Source organism: Halomicrococcus gelatinilyticus, from assembly GCA_024227995.1.
GTDB lineage: Archaea > Halobacteriota > Halobacteria > Halobacteriales > Haladaptataceae > Halomicrococcus > Halomicrococcus gelatinilyticus.
On the sequence record CP100465.1, the window covers coordinates 1,311,285 to 1,324,598 of the forward strand.

Genomic DNA, 13,314 nt, shown 5'->3' on the forward strand with positions numbered 1-13,314 from the left:
ATGGCACACCATCATGGTGCACGCGTTTATCATGGTCGACACGGCCGCCGGGAAGTCCCAGGACCTCCTCGACGCGGTGAGTGACTTCGACACCGTCCAGGAGGCACACATCGTCGCCGGTGACTACGACATCGTGGTCGAGGCGGACGCCGACGAGGTCTACGAGGTCCTCCAGACGGCCTCCACGGACGTCCAGGGACTCGACGGCGTCGTCGACACCAAGACCTACATCGCCATCGACTAGGGAGAACTGGGGTCGCGTCGCCGTCGGACGGCAGCGTGCACCGGACGAGCGTCGGTCGGCAGGCGAGCGGGAGTCGACGTCAGTGGTCGAGTTCGTACACGTCGTGGTCGTCGACGAACGAGTCCAGCCAGCCCTGCTGGTCACGCAGGCGCGGCGGCAGGTCGGCGTACACCCGGTCGAACACGTCGTCCGGGTCGGGGTCGGGTGCCGCCTCGGCGGTTGCGACGGCCTCGTCGAGGGCTTCCTCCGCCTCCTCGTGGACGCGGTCGACGAGCGCGTCGTTGACGACGCCCTGGTTCCGGAGGTACTCCTCGTAGCGCTCCAGCGGGTCGGCGGTCCGCCACTCGGGCAGGTCGCGCGCGGCGTCCTCGTACTGGCTCGGGTCGTCGCTGGTGGTGTGTGCGCCCTGGCGGTAGGTCAGGCTCTCGACGAGCACGGGGTCGCCGTCGCGGGCGGACGCGAGCGCCTCCGACACCGTCTCGCGCACCGCGAGCGGGTCGTTGCCGTCGACCTGGACGCCCTCGAAGCCGTACGCCTGGGCCTTCCCCGCGATGGAGTCGCTGGCGGTCTGGCGGTGGCGCGGGAGGCTGATGGCCCACTCGTTGTTCTCGCAGAAGAAGACGACGGGGGCGTCGAACACGCCGGCGAAATTGAGTCCCTCGTGGAAGTCGCCCTCGCTGGTCGCGCCGTCGCCGAAGTAGCAGAGGGCCGCGCCGTCGTCGTCGCGGTAGTTCATCGCCATCCCCACGCCGGCCGCGTGGGGAATCTGGGTGGCGATGGGCACCGCCTGGGGGAAGTTCGGCACGTCGTGGCCGGAGGCGAACTCGGGGCGGCCCCGGCGGAAGAGCAGCACGTCGCTCATCGGGACGTCGCGCGCGATCTGCATCGCGTTCGAGCGGTAGGTGGGGAACAGCCAGTCGGCGTCGGCCATCGCCAGCGCCGCGCCGACCTGTGATCCCTCCTGGCCGCGGTAGGGCGGCCAGCTGCTCATCCAGCCGCGGCGCTGGAGCGCCAGCGCACGCTCGTCGAACTCGCGGGCGCGGACCATCTGCCTGTAGGTCGCGCGCGCCTCCTCCACCGAGAACGGCGTCTCCCGGAGATCGCGCTCCCCGATGATTCGGTTCATGGCTGGCGGCAGGAGTGCCGGTCAAAAAGTCGTTCCGGAAGTGTCGCCACACCGGAACGGACCGGCGAACCGCCCGGTAGCGGTCGACGCCCGTCAGGGAAGCGGGCAGAGGCTCGCGGTGAAGACGGCGACCTCGTCGGACTCGTTGCGAGCGCCGTGGGCGCTGCCGCGCTCGTGGAAGACGACGCCGGGCGCGTCGACGAGTTCCTCGTCGTCCTCGTGGACCACGACGACCTCGCCGGCCAGGACGTGGAAGACGTTCGTGCTTCCGGGGTGGTCGTGGGTGTCGAGTTCCGCGCCGGGACCGAGCGCGAACGCCTTCACGAGGACGTCGTCGGCCACGGCGAGTTCCTCCGTCAGCACCTCGCCCGCGTCAGGGTCGAGGTCGGGATAGCGGTCGAGCACGGTTCCAGCAACGGGACGGGGCATCTTAGCGATTTGGTCGCCCCTACTCGCCGTGCTCGTTGTGTTCGGTGATGAACCCGGACTTGAACCCGATCCAGGCCAGCACGCTGATGAACAGGATGGGCGGCAGGATGGCGAAGCCCCACAGCGGCTGGAGCCCCCAGGCGAGGATGAGCCCGAGGAAGAACAGGCCCAAAAAGAGGAACGGGATGACGGCCTTCGCCGCGCGAATCCGGTCCCCCGACTCGTCGGAGTCCTCGATCGGTAGTGACGTTCCCATGCCCTAGACCCGGCGCTCCAGGGTCAAAAACTGGACGGTGTCGGGCGTCGACTGACGGCGGGCGCTACCGAGAGCGGAAACAGAGAGAACGGAGCCGAAAGACCCGTGGAGCCGAAAGGCGGCTAGAACTTCTCCAGGTACTTCTCCTTCTCCCACCCGGAGACGTAGGTCTTGTAGTCGGCGACGTCGGCGCGCTTGGCCTTCACGAACTTCTCGGTGACGTGGTCGCCGAGCGCCTCACGGACGACCTCGTCGCCCTCGAGTGCGTCGACCGCGGCGTCGAGGCTGCCGGGGAGCGTGGTGATGCCGTACTCGTCGCGCTTCTCCTCGTCGAACTCGTAGATGTCCTCGCGGACGGGTTCGCCGGGGTCGGCGTCGTTCTCGATGCCCTCGAGGCCGGCCTTGATGACCACGGCCAGCGCGAGGTAGGGGTTACACGAGGGGTCGGGGCTGCGGATCTCGAACCGCGAGCTCGCGCCGGCGGCGTCGGGAACGCGGAGAAGCGCCGAGCGGTTCACGTCGCTCCACGCGACGTAGACCGGCGCCTCGTAGCCGGGGACGAGGCGCTTGTAGGAGTTGACGGTCGGGTTCGTGACGGCGGTGAACGCCTCGGCGTGTTCGAGGATGCCGCCCATGAACTTGTAGGCGGTCTCGCTCAGGTTGAACTCGTCGGACTCGTCGGCGAAGGCGTTGCCGTCGTCGTCGAAGAGGCTGATGTGGCTGTGCATGCCCGAGCCGTTGATCTCGCCGATGGGCTTGGGCATGAACGTGGCGTGGATGTCGTTCTGCTCGGCGACGGCGCGGACGACGGCGCGGAAGGTGGCGATGTTGTCGGCCGCCGAGAGCGCGTCGTCGTACTTGAAGTTGATCTCGTGCTGGCCGTCGGCGACCTCGTGGTGGCTGGCCTCGATCTCGAAGCCCATCTGCTCCAGCGTGAAGATGATCTCCCGGCGCACGTCGCTCGCGAGGTCCTTGGGCGCGAGGTCGAAGTAGCCGCCGGCGTCGTGGGGGTCGGTGGTGGCGTTGCCCTCCTCGTCCTTCTCGAAGAGGAAGAACTCGGGTTCGGGGCCGATGCTGACGGTGTAGCCCATCTCCCTGGCCTCGGCGAGCACGCTCTTGAGCACCTGCCGTGGGCCGCCCTCGAACGGCGTCCCGTCGGTGTTGACGACGTCACAGATGAGGCGAGCGCTCGCGGTGTCGCCGTCGGAGCGCCACGGGAGGACGGCGAACGTCTCGGGGTCCGGTTCGAGACGCATGTCGCTCTCCTGGATGCGGACGAACCCTTCGATGCTGGAGCCGTCGAACCAGATGCCCTCCTCGAAGGCCTTCTCGACCTGGTGGGCGGGGATGCTGACGTTCTTCACCGTCCCCGTGATGTCGGTGAACTGCAGACGGACGAAGTCCACGTTCTCCTTCTCGATGGAATCGAGGACGTCCTGCTCGGCCTTGGTCAACCCCTCTTCTTTGGTAGTGGCAATATTTCCATCTGTCATTCTTATCTACAGGCAACGCAAATACATCCACCATTATAACGGTATCGGTTGGTCAATTGTGCAACTTCGCCCCAGAATTGGATATTCGTTAAATTCTAAAGGGTGGAGCGGATTGGTGACTGTAATGACGTACGAAAACCTCGACGCGGAACTGGTCAACGAACTCCTCGGCGACGGACGAGCGAGCCTTCGGAGTCTCGCGGAGGAGCTCGACGTCTCCGTGACGACCGTCTCGAACCACCTGAACGACCTCGAAGAGCAGGGCGTCATCGAGGGGTACACGCCGAAGGTCGACTACGACCAGCTCGGGTACGACGTGACCGCGGTGGTCCAGTTGAAGGTCGAGGGGAACGCGCTCCCCGAGGTGACCGACCGGCTGCGCGACCACGACCGGATGATCAGCGTGTACGAGGTCACGGGCGACTACGACATCATCGCCATCGGAAAGTTCACCGACACCGACGGGATGAACGAACAGATCAAGAAGCTGCTCATCGACCCCGACGTGAAGGAGAGCAACACGAGCGTCGTCCTGAACGCCGCCAGCGAACACGAGCAGTTCGAACTGTCCGTCGACGAGTAGCCAGTCGTACCAGCGGTTACGCCGACGGCCGTTCCCGGTCCTCGCAGCGGTCGCTCGCTCTCATCGCTCGTCCCGCCCGGTGCCCTCGCAGTGGTGTCCACGCCACCAGACCATTTTACACGCTATCAGTGATTAAACTTAAGAATCCTCGAGTGTATCTGTACGTGTAGCGCGACGTACCTCGGACCGACGCGACGAACGCACGACCCCGAACTGCACACCAGCCAATGACAGACACGAACAGGGAGAACCCAGAACCGTCGGTAGTCTTCGCCACGCTGGCCGACCCGCGGCGACGGCGGATACTCCGACGGCTGCTGGAGCACGACGACGCCATGTCGGTGACGCGACTCGCGGAGCACGTCACCGAGAGAGAGACCGGGACCGACGACCAGGAGCAGGTGTACACCGAGCTCCATCACATGCACATCCCGAAGCTCGCGGACGCGAACTTCGTCACCCGGGACGGCGACGCCGTCGCCATCGCCGACGACGGCGAGGCCGTGGAACCGTACCTCGCGCTCGCGGCGAAGTACGAGTCCAGGAAGTACGACTCCGCGGACGAACCGGACCGGGAGCACGCGTAGCGGGGTGGGCGCTCCTCGATTCGCGGTGCAACAGCTCGTGGGGAGCGCGTCGAAAAATGTCGGTTCGTTCTGAGGCGGGGCGGTGCGTCTGCAACGTGAGAGGTGGTGCGTGGCTAGCCTGGGGGCGTCACATCGCGCCGCCCATGCCACCCATACCGCCCATGCCGCCCATGCCGCCCATGCCGCCGCCGGGGCCGCCACCCATCTCCTCGTCGTCGTCGTCGCCGACCTGACCGCCGGAGAGGTCGCCGGCAGCGATGACGTCGTCGATGCGCAGCAGCATCACGGCAGCTTCGGTGGCGCTCTCGATGGCCTGGGTCTTGACGCGGAGGGGCTCGACGACGCCGTCGTCCTCCATGTCGACGATGTCGCCGGTGTAGGCGTCGAGGCCGGCCCGCTCGTCGCCGCCGTCGTGCTGGCTCCGCAGGTCGACCAGCGAGTCGATGGGGTCGAGACCCGCGTTCTCCGCGAGGGTGCGCGGGACGATCTCGAGCGTGTCCGCGAACGCCTCGACGGCCAGCTGCTCGCGGCCGCCGACGCTGTCGGCGTAGTCGCGGAGCGCGAGGGCGAGTTCCGTCTCGGGTGCACCGCCGCCGGGGAGGACCTTGCCGTCCTCCAGGGTGACGCGCACGACGCCGAGGGAGTCGTCGATGGCGCGCTCGACCTCGTCGACGACGTGCTCGGTGCCGCCGCGGAGGATGAGGCTGACGGACTTGGCCTCCTCGACGTCCTCGACGAAGATTCGCTGGTCGCCGCCGACGTCCTTCTGGGCGACGCTCCCGGCGAAGCCGAGGTCGTCCTCGGTGATGTCCGAGACGTTGCTGACGATGGTCGCGCCGGTCGAGCGGGCCAGCTTCGACATGTCGTCGGACTTCGCGCGGCGGACGGCGAGGATGCCCTTCTCGGCGAGGAAGTGCTGGGCCATGTCGTCGATGCCGCCGTCCACGAAGACGACGTCGGCACCGGCGTCGGCGAGCGTGTCGACCATCTCGCGGAGCTGCTCCTCCTCCTGGTCGAGGAACTGCTGGAGCTGGTCGGGGTCGGTGACGTTGACCTCGGCGTCGATCTCCGTCTCCTGGATCTCGAGCGCGTCGTCGACGAGGGCGACGTTGGCGTCCTCGACGAAGTACGGCATGTTGTCGTGGACGCGCTCCTTGTCGACGATGACGCCCTCGACGAGTTCCGAGTTGTCGATGGTGCCGCCGACGACCTTCTCGACCTTGATGTTGTCCGTGTCGATGCCCTCCTCGTCGGCGACGCTCTGGACGGCGTCGACGACGAGTTCGGAGAGGAGGTCCTTGGCGTTCTCCGCGCCCTTGCCGGTCATCGCCGTGGCGGCGATCTTCTTCAGGTGCTCGGTGTCGTCGGCGTCCACGTCGATGGCAGCGTCCTCGAGGACTTCCTTGGCCTTCTCGGCGGCCTGGCGGTATCCCTGCGCGAGCGTGGTCGCGTGGATGTCCTGTTCGAGGAGGTCCTCCGCCTTCTGGAGGAGTTCACCGGCGACGATGACGGCGCTCGTGGTGCCGTCCCCGACCTCGTTCTCCTGGGTCTCGGCGACCTCGACGACCATGTTGGCCGCGGGGTGCTCGATCTCCATCTCCTTGAGGATGGTCACGCCGTCGTTCGTGACGACGACGTCGCCCATCGAGTCGACGAGCATCTTGTCCATCCCCTTCGGGCCGAGCGTCGTCCGTACGGACTCGGCGACCGCCTTGCCGGCGGTGATGTTCATCGACTGCGCGTCGCGTCCGGAGGTTCGCTGGCTGTCCTCCGAGAGCACGATCAGCGGCTGGTTACCCATTGGCTGCTGTGACATAGTCATCGCAAGGATTGATTGTGATTCTATATAAAACTTGCCTTCGGTGCGTGCGAACGTTACGCAAAGTATCGACAGGACGGAAAGCGCCGGAGCAACGGGAAAGAGTTTATAAGGCGTTCTGCAGGACGGTCGGGCGCGATGGGCGGCCGGTCAGCCGGGGAACTGGTGGTACTCCATCCCCTCGCGCTTCATCTCGTTGCGCTTGCGCTCGAGGAACGAGTACACGGCGCCGTGGGGGGCACCGTCGAGGATCATCTCGGCGGCGCTCCGGATGACGTCGACCTGCTTCGGGGTGCCGATCATGCCCAGCGTGGACCCGTAGATGACCACGTCGGCGCCCGTCAGTTCCTCCATCAGTTCGCGGGTACGGCCGTTCTCGCCGATGAGCCGACCCTTGTGTCGCTGGAGGTCGTTCTGGTTCCGGGAAGCAGCGTCGATGTCGACGATGTCGAACATCATCATCTCGTCCTCGAGGAGCGTGAGCGCGACCTCGGGCGCGAACCCGCGGCCGATGGCCTTGACGATGTCGGGGGCCTTGAGTCCCAGAACGGGGTCGCCCGTCTGCTTGATGGCCACGGAGCCGTCGTCGGAGTCGATGTCGAGGCGAACCTCCGCGCGACTCTCGATCTCGCGCATCGTCTCACCACCTTCGCCGATGAGAACGCCGATACGGTCCTGCGGAATCGTCACGTGTTTCATACGACGACGTAAAGCCCACGCGCGTTTAAGCGCTTCCCCAGCGACGTCGCACCGACCGGACGGCGGCGTTTCCCGGCAGAACCGGCCGCGTTCCCGTCGGCGGCGTCGGAATCCTTTTGGTCCGGACTCGCCTATTCGCAGACAGTATGAGCATGGGTTCGGACATGTACCGACAGCAGATTCTCGACCACTACAAGAACCCGCGTAACTACGGGGAGCTGGAGGACCCGACGTTCTCCCACGTGGGACACAACCCCTCCTGTGGCGACGAACTGGAGTTCGACGTGGTCCTCGCCGACGACGACGAGACCATCGAGCGGGTCGCGTTCCGCGGGGAAGGCTGTGCCATCAGCCAGGCCAGCGCCAGCATGCTCTCCGAGCGACTCCCGGGGACGACCCTGGAGGAGGTCGAGGAGATGGACCGCGACGACGTCATCGACATGCTGGGCGTCGACATCAGCCCGATGCGGGTCAAGTGTGCCGTTCTCGCCGAGAAGATCGTCCAGGACGGTGCGGAGATCTACGAGGGCGAACTGGACGCCGACGAGACGACGACCGAGTAAGCTCTCCTTCGTTCTTCCGACTGCTTCCGCCGCGACAGCGTAAAGTCGGTCGCGACGCCCGCGTTACTCCGGCTTGAGACCGCCGTCCTGTACGCGCATGACGGCCTCGCCGTCGGCGAGGTTCGGCGCGTCCACGAGGCGGACGATGCGCTTGTCGCCCTTCGACTTGCGGAGGTAGATGCGGAACGTGGACTTGTGGCCGAGGATGTTGCCACCGATGGGCTGGGTCGGGTCGCCGAAGAACGAGTCGGGGTTCGACGCGACCTGGTTCGTCACCACGACGGCGGCGTTGTAGAGGTTGCCGACCTTGTCCAGGTCGTGGAGGTGGCGGTTGAGCTTCTGCTGTCGCTCGGCGAGTTCGCCGCGGCCGACGTACTCGGCGCGGAAGTGGGCCGTGAGGCTGTCCACGCAGAGCAGGCGGATGGGCCACTCGCTCTCGTCGTGCTCGTTGGCGAGCTCCTGGGCCTTCTCGGCCAGCAGCATCTGGTGGTTGGAGTTGAACGCCTTCGCGACGTGGATCTTGTCGAGGAAGTCGTCGACCAGTTCCTCCATCGCCTCCTCGTCGTCGGGGCTACCCTCGATCTCGCGGTCGTCCATCGCGGCCTGGATGGCCTCGTCGGGGAGTCCGCGAACCATGTCGTCGACGCGCTCGGGACGGAACGTGTCCTCGCTGTCGATGAACATCGCCGCGCCGCCGAGCCCGCCCTGCTCGGGTGGCAGCTGGACGTTCACGACGAGCTGGTGGGTGACCTGGGACTTGCCGGCCCCGAACTCGCCGTACACCTCGGTGATGGACTGGGTCTCGACGCCGCCGCCGAGCAGGTCGTCCACCTCGTCGATGTTCCAGGTGAGCTTCCCGATGCGCTCGCGTCGTTCGAGCACCTGCGAGCCGGTCTCGAAGCCGCCGATGTCGGCATGCTCGCGGGCACCCTGGATGATGTCCGCCGCGGTGCTGTCGCCGACGTCCGCGGTGTTGCTCAGTTCGCCGGGGCTGGCGACCGCGAGGCTCTGGAAGGAGTCGAAACCTGCGTCGCGGAGCTTCTCTGCCGTGGCCGGGCCGACGCCCGGCAGCTCTTCGAGATCGATATCTGCCATCGTATTCCCTCCTTGTGCCCCCCATCATATAAACCTCCGTTAACACCAGAGTGAAAGTGTAATCGCAAGGTGGCGTCGTCCCGGGGGCGGCCACGTGCCGAGTTTTATATGGGAAAGGGCGAGAAAATAGAGATGGCGGGGAACGCTCCTCGCAGCGGTGGCGGTGGGACGCTACGCCCAGGGGTGGCGGCCGGAGCGGTCGGGCCAGAGCGGATACCAGTACTCCTCGTCGGTCTCGAGGTCGAGTTCGCCGTCGAGGTTGCTCTCCAGTTTGAACTCGGCGGCGGAGTCACGCTCTTTCCCCGCGCGGGGGGCGAACGGGTAGTACGCACCGCGACGGAACGAGTACACCCAGTAGTCGTAGTCGCCGCCCTTCTCGAAAGCGAACAGGACAGCCAGCAGCCGCGACCCGTAGCCCGCCTCGACGAACGTGTCGGCGGCGAAGTGGACGCTGGTGACCAGGTCCTCGAAGTCGTCGTCCTCGAGGACTACCCAGGAGTATCCTTTCGCGTCCGTGTGTGCGTGGGCCTTCGTCCCCGTCTCCTCCTCGCCCGCCTCGAGGATGGCGTGCACCTCGTCGACGGCGTCCTGGAAATCGGTGCTGTCCGCTTCCGAGAAGCAGAGCGCCGCTTCGCCGGCCGGAGCGTAGCCGAGGTCGGCCTCCATCGTGACGTACGCGGTGCTCATCCCGAAGAGGTCCTCGGGGTCGGCGTCCTGTGTGGCGTCGGCCTCGGCCCTGACGCCGAGTACCTCGCGAAGTCCGTCGAGCAGTCCCATGGCCGACGTTACGCGTGCCGGAACAAAAAGGGAGACGGACGGCGAGAGGCCAGAAGCATTACCACACCGTGCGCCGTCACCCCATGGAGGAGGGAGAGCTACGATGGCACACCAGTTCGAATGCACACAGCAGGACTGCGACTTCATGGTCCGGGCGAACGACGAGAACGAGGTCGTCGACATGGTCCAGGAGCACGCACGGGAGAAACACGGCATGGCGATGGACCGGAGCGACGTGGAGAACGCGATACAGCGGACCTGAATCGGCGATTCTTTTGTCGGTCTGGCGAAGGATTAAGTAGTTCCGGGAGCGTGGTGAAAGTGATGGCAGACGACCCGGAGGATGGGATGCTGTCGTGGGACGAGTCCGTATTCCGGGACGAACACGTCTTCGAGATAGATTACGTGCCGGAGACGTTCGAACACCGCGAGTCCCAGATGCAGAGCCTGCAGTACGCGCTGCGGCCTGCGGTCCGCGGGTCGCGCCCGCTGAACGTGATGGCCCGGGGGCCACCCGGCACCGGGAAGACCACGGCCGTCCAGAAGCTGTTCGACGAACTGTCGACCCAGACCGACGTCCGGACGGTCCGCGTCAACTGTCAGGTCGACTCGACGCGCTACTCCATCTTCTCTCGCATCTTCGAGGGCATCTTCGAGTACGAACCGCCGTCCAGCGGCATCTCGTTCAAGAAGCTGTTCCGCCAGATAACGGAGAAACTGGTCGAGGACGACGAGGTGCTGGTGGTCGCGCTCGACGACGTGAACTACCTCTTCTACGAGGGGGAGGCGTCCGACACGCTGTATTCGCTCCTGCGCGCGCACGAGGCGCACAGCGGCGCGAAGATCGGCGTCATCGTCGTCTCGTCGGACCTCAACCTCGACGTCATCGAGGAACTGGACGGCCGCGTCCAGAGCGTCTTCCGCCCGGAGGACGTCTACTTCCCGGTGTACGACCAGGGCGAGATCGTCGACATCCTCGACGAGCGCATCGAGCGGGGGTTCCACGACGGGGTCATCACGAGCACGGTACTCGACCGCGTCACCGAGCTGACCGCCGAGAGCGGCGACCTCCGGGTCGGCATCGACCTGCTGCGGCGCGCCGGCCTGAACGCCGAGATGCGCGCCAGCCGCACCGTCAGCGTCGAGGACGTCGAGGACGCCTACGAGAAGTCGAAGTTCGTCCACCTCAGCCACAGCCTGCACGCCCTGAGCGAGAACGAGGAGGTCCTCGTCAGGGTCATCGCCGAGCACGACGGCGAGCAGGCCGGCGAGGTGTACGACGCCTTCCACGAGGAGACCGACCTCGGCTACACCCGCTACTCGGAGATCATCAACAAGCTCGACCAGCTCGGCATCATCGACGCGACGTACACGAACGTCGACGGCCGCGGGCGCTCGCGGTCGCTCTCACTGCGGTACGACCCCGAGGCGGTGCTGGCGCGGCTGGACGACTGACGACTCCGCCGAACGGGGGTGTCAAGTAGCTCGAATGCCTACCGACGGCCACATGAGCGACGCAGAGTCCGGTCCGCTGTCTCCCGACCGTCCGGACGCCGAGAGCGAGTTCCGGGTCGACGCGCCGTTCGACCCGGCGGGCGACCAGCCCGAGGCCATCGAACAGCTCGCGGCGGGGTTCGAGGAGGGGATGGACAAACAGACCCTGCTCGGCGTGACGGGGTCGGGCAAGACCAACACCGTCTCGTGGGTGATAGAGGAGATCCAGAAGCCGACGCTCGTCATCGCGCACAACAAGACGCTCGCCGCCCAGCTGTACGAGGAGTTCCGCAACCTCTTCCCGGACAACGCCGTCGAGTACTTCGTCTCCTACTACGACTACTACCAGCCGGAGGCGTACGTCGAGCAGACGGACAAGTACATCGAGAAGGACGCCTCCATCAACGAGGAGATCGACCGCCTGCGTCACTCCGCGACCCGCTCGCTGCTCACCCGCGAGGACGTCATCGTCGTCGCCTCCGTGTCGGCCATCTACGGCCTCGGTGACCCGCGCAACTACGAGGACATGAGCCTCCGTCTGGAGGTGGGCGACGAGGTGGGCCGCGACGAACTGCTGGCGCAACTGGTCGACCTGAACTACGAGCGCAACGACGTCGACTTCACGCAGGGGACGTTCCGCGTCCGCGGCGACACCGTCGAGATATTCCCCATGTACGGCCGGTACGCCGTCCGCGTGGAGCTCTGGGGCGACGAGGTCGACCGCATGGTGAAGATCGATCCGCTGGAAGGCGAGGTGAAGTCTCAGGAACCAGCCGTTCTGGTCCACCCCGCGGAGCACTACTCCATCCCCGAGCAGACGATGGAGCAGGCCATCGCGGAGATCGAGTCGGACCTCGACGACCGGGTGAGCTACTTCGAGCGGACGGGCGACCTCGTCGCCGCCCAGCGCATCGAGGAGCGCACCACCTTCGACCTGGAGATGCTTCGAGAAGCGGGCTACTGCTCGGGCATCGAGAACTACTCCGTCTACCTCAGCGACCGCGAGTCCGGCGACGCGCCGTACACGCTGCTGGACTACTTCCCCGACGACTTCCTCACCGTCATCGACGAGTCCCACCAGACCGTCCCGCAGATCCGCGGCCAGTACGCCGGCGACAAGTCCCGCAAGGACTCGCTGGTCGAGAACGGTTTCCGCCTGCCCACCGCGTACGACAACCGTCCGCTCACCTTCGAGGAGTTCGAGGCGAAGACCGACCGGACGCTGTACGTCTCCGCGACGCCCGCCGACTACGAGCAGGAGGAGAGTGGACAGATCGTCGAACAGATCGTCCGCCCGACGCACCTCGTCGACCCCAAGGTGTCGCTGGCCGACGCCTCGGGCCAGATCGACGACCTGATGGACCGCATCGACCGCCGCATCGAGAACGACGAGCGCGTGCTGGTGACGACGCTCACCAAGCGCATGGCCGAGGACCTCACCGAGTACCTGGAGGAGGCCGGCGTCGCGGTCGAGTACATGCACGACGAGACGGACACCCTGGAGCGACACGAGCTCGTCCGCGGGCTCCGCCTCGGCGAGTTCGACGTGCTCGTCGGCATCAACCTGCTCCGGGAGGGGCTGGACATCCCCGAGGTGAGCCTCGTCGCCATCCTCGACGCCGACCAGGAGGGCTTCCTGCGCTCGGAGACGTCGCTCGTCCAGACGATGGGCCGGGCGGCCCGCAACGTCAACGGCGAGGTCGTCCTCTACGCCGACGAGCGGACCGACGCGATGGAGTCCGCCATCGAGGAGACGCGCCGTCGCCGCCGCATCCAGCAGGAGTTCAACGAGGAGCACGGCCACGAACCGCAGACCATCGACAAGGAGGTGTCGGAGGCGAACCTGCCGGGGAGCAAGACCGACACCAGCGGCGTCGCGAGCGGCGAACCGGAGACGGAGGACGAGGCCGAGCGCCGCGTGGCCGAACTCGAAGAGCGCATGGACGAGGCCGCCAACAACCTGGAGTTCGAACTCGCGGCCGACATCCGCGACCGCATCCGCGAACTGCGCGAGGAGTTCGACCTCGACGTCGCAGTTGGCGAAGGCGGCGTGCCGGAACCGGACGCGGAGTTCTGACGCCGCGACGCCCCCACGGACACGTCGCCCAGATGTACGTACGATATCCGATAGGTGCTGGGATAGACGGGC

General features: G+C 66.3%; 15 protein-coding genes. 7 read left to right on the forward strand and 8 right to left on the reverse strand.

Translation table 11 applies throughout. The features are described from left to right. The first annotated feature begins 13 nt into the window (after nt 1-13). Nucleotides 14-244 carry an Lrp/AsnC ligand binding domain-containing protein gene (locus NKT36_RS06990; protein WP_327053240.1) on the forward strand — a complete coding sequence of 77 codons (231 nt, stop codon included), beginning with the start codon at nt 14-16 and terminating at the stop codon, nt 242-244. Between the two features lie 79 nt (nt 245-323). Here the strand turns inward: NKT36_RS06990 and NKT36_RS06995 are convergent, their stop codons facing one another. The 4 genes from NKT36_RS06995 to glnA all read right to left on the reverse strand — a co-directional run bounded on the left by NKT36_RS06995 (nt 324) and on the right by glnA (nt 3,548). Continuing rightward, on the reverse strand, nt 324-1,370 hold the full coding sequence (locus NKT36_RS06995; protein ID WP_327053241.1) for a thiamine pyrophosphate-dependent enzyme: 1,047 nt from the start codon (nt 1,368-1,370) through the stop codon (nt 324-326). A gap of 93 nt (nt 1,371-1,463) precedes the next feature. Next, on the reverse strand, nt 1,464-1,775 hold the full coding sequence (locus NKT36_RS07000) for a cupin domain-containing protein (protein WP_407652205.1): 312 nt from the start codon (nt 1,773-1,775) through the stop codon (nt 1,464-1,466). Nucleotides 1,776-1,818: 43 nt separating this feature from the next. Further along, nucleotides 1,819-2,055: a hypothetical protein gene (locus NKT36_RS07005; RefSeq protein WP_327053243.1), complete on the reverse strand. Its 237-nt coding sequence runs from the start codon at nt 2,053-2,055 to the stop codon at nt 1,819-1,821. Between the two features lie 122 nt (nt 2,056-2,177). Then, nucleotides 2,178-3,548: a type I glutamate--ammonia ligase gene (gene glnA, locus NKT36_RS07010; protein WP_327053244.1), complete on the reverse strand. Its 1,371-nt coding sequence runs from the start codon at nt 3,546-3,548 to the stop codon at nt 2,178-2,180. Nucleotides 3,549-3,672: 124 nt separating this feature from the next. On the opposite strand from glnA, the gene lrp reads away from it, so the two are divergent. After that, nucleotides 3,673-4,131, forward strand: a complete 459-nt coding sequence (gene lrp, locus NKT36_RS07015; RefSeq protein WP_327053245.1) for an HTH-type transcriptional regulator Lrp — start codon at nt 3,673-3,675, stop codon at nt 4,129-4,131. Between the two features lie 227 nt (nt 4,132-4,358). Further along, complete coding sequence (locus NKT36_RS07020) at nt 4,359-4,718, forward strand: DUF7344 domain-containing protein (RefSeq protein WP_327053246.1); 360 nt, start codon at nt 4,359-4,361, stop codon at nt 4,716-4,718. A gap of 127 nt (nt 4,719-4,845) precedes the next feature. On the opposite strand, the gene thsA is transcribed toward NKT36_RS07020, so the two are convergent. Both thsA and NKT36_RS07030 read right to left on the reverse strand, forming a co-directional pair. After that, on the reverse strand, nt 4,846-6,519 hold the full coding sequence (gene thsA, locus NKT36_RS07025) for a thermosome subunit alpha (RefSeq protein WP_327053370.1): 1,674 nt from the start codon (nt 6,517-6,519) through the stop codon (nt 4,846-4,848). Nucleotides 6,520-6,687: 168 nt separating this feature from the next. Further along, nucleotides 6,688-7,236 (reverse strand): KH domain-containing protein, encoded by a 549-nt coding sequence (locus tag NKT36_RS07030; RefSeq protein ID WP_327053247.1) that lies wholly within the window; start codon nt 7,234-7,236, stop codon nt 6,688-6,690. 146 nt (nt 7,237-7,382) lie between these two features. On the opposite strand from NKT36_RS07030, the gene sufU reads away from it, so the two are divergent. Next, nucleotides 7,383-7,799 (forward strand): Fe-S cluster assembly sulfur transfer protein SufU, encoded by a 417-nt coding sequence (gene sufU / locus NKT36_RS07035; protein ID WP_327053248.1) that lies wholly within the window; start codon nt 7,383-7,385, stop codon nt 7,797-7,799. A 63-nt stretch (nt 7,800-7,862) separates the two neighbouring features. Here the strand turns inward: sufU and radA are convergent, their stop codons facing one another. Together radA and pspAB are read right to left on the reverse strand one after the other, a co-directional pair. After that, complete coding sequence (gene radA / locus NKT36_RS07040; RefSeq protein ID WP_327053249.1) at nt 7,863-8,894, reverse strand: DNA repair and recombination protein RadA; 1,032 nt, start codon at nt 8,892-8,894, stop codon at nt 7,863-7,865. Between the two features lie 171 nt (nt 8,895-9,065). Then, nucleotides 9,066-9,671 (reverse strand): PspA-associated protein PspAB, encoded by a 606-nt coding sequence (gene pspAB / locus NKT36_RS07045; RefSeq protein ID WP_327053250.1) that lies wholly within the window; start codon nt 9,669-9,671, stop codon nt 9,066-9,068. A gap of 103 nt (nt 9,672-9,774) precedes the next feature. Between pspAB and NKT36_RS07050 the strand changes: the two genes are divergently transcribed. The 3 genes from NKT36_RS07050 (at nt 9,775) to uvrB (ending at nt 13,242) form a co-directional block, all read left to right on the forward strand. Next, on the forward strand, nt 9,775-9,933 hold the full coding sequence (locus NKT36_RS07050; protein ID WP_327053251.1) for a DUF1059 domain-containing protein: 159 nt from the start codon (nt 9,775-9,777) through the stop codon (nt 9,931-9,933). Nucleotides 9,934-9,995: 62 nt separating this feature from the next. Further along, on the forward strand, nt 9,996-11,126 hold the full coding sequence (locus NKT36_RS07055; RefSeq protein ID WP_327053252.1) for an ORC1-type DNA replication protein: 1,131 nt from the start codon (nt 9,996-9,998) through the stop codon (nt 11,124-11,126). A 52-nt stretch (nt 11,127-11,178) separates the two neighbouring features. Then, entirely contained in the window at nt 11,179-13,242 is a 2,064-nt protein-coding gene (uvrB, locus tag NKT36_RS07060; RefSeq protein WP_327053253.1) for an excinuclease ABC subunit UvrB, read from the forward strand. Nucleotides 13,243-13,314: the final 72 nt, after the last annotated feature.

Excerpts from the sequence above, each read along its gene's own strand:
- NKT36_RS06990 (WP_327053240.1), top strand. The coding sequence starts at position 14 with ATGGTGCACGCGTTTATCATGGTCGACACGGCCGCCGGGAAGTCCCAG.
- NKT36_RS06995 (WP_327053241.1), bottom strand. The coding sequence starts at position 1,370 with ATGAACCGAATCATCGGGGAGCGCGATCTCCGGGAGACGCCGTTCTCG.
- NKT36_RS07005 (WP_327053243.1), bottom strand. The coding sequence starts at position 2,055 with ATGGGAACGTCACTACCGATCGAGGACTCCGACGAGTCGGGGGACCGG.
- glnA (WP_327053244.1), bottom strand. The coding sequence starts at position 3,548 with ATGACAGATGGAAATATTGCCACTACCAAAGAAGAGGGGTTGACCAAG.
- lrp (WP_327053245.1), top strand. The coding sequence starts at position 3,673 with ATGACGTACGAAAACCTCGACGCGGAACTGGTCAACGAACTCCTCGGC.
- NKT36_RS07020 (WP_327053246.1), top strand. The coding sequence starts at position 4,359 with ATGACAGACACGAACAGGGAGAACCCAGAACCGTCGGTAGTCTTCGCC.
- thsA (WP_327053370.1), bottom strand. The coding sequence starts at position 6,519 with ATGGGTAACCAGCCGCTGATCGTGCTCTCGGAGGACAGCCAGCGAACC.
- NKT36_RS07030 (WP_327053247.1), bottom strand. The coding sequence starts at position 7,236 with ATGAAACACGTGACGATTCCGCAGGACCGTATCGGCGTTCTCATCGGC.
- sufU (WP_327053248.1), top strand. The coding sequence starts at position 7,383 with ATGAGCATGGGTTCGGACATGTACCGACAGCAGATTCTCGACCACTAC.
- radA (WP_327053249.1), bottom strand. The coding sequence starts at position 8,894 with ATGGCAGATATCGATCTCGAAGAGCTGCCGGGCGTCGGCCCGGCCACG.
- pspAB (WP_327053250.1), bottom strand. The coding sequence starts at position 9,671 with ATGGGACTGCTCGACGGACTTCGCGAGGTACTCGGCGTCAGGGCCGAG.
- NKT36_RS07050 (WP_327053251.1), top strand. The coding sequence starts at position 9,775 with ATGGCACACCAGTTCGAATGCACACAGCAGGACTGCGACTTCATGGTC.
- NKT36_RS07055 (WP_327053252.1), top strand. The coding sequence starts at position 9,996 with ATGGCAGACGACCCGGAGGATGGGATGCTGTCGTGGGACGAGTCCGTA.
- uvrB (WP_327053253.1), top strand. The coding sequence starts at position 11,179 with ATGAGCGACGCAGAGTCCGGTCCGCTGTCTCCCGACCGTCCGGACGCC.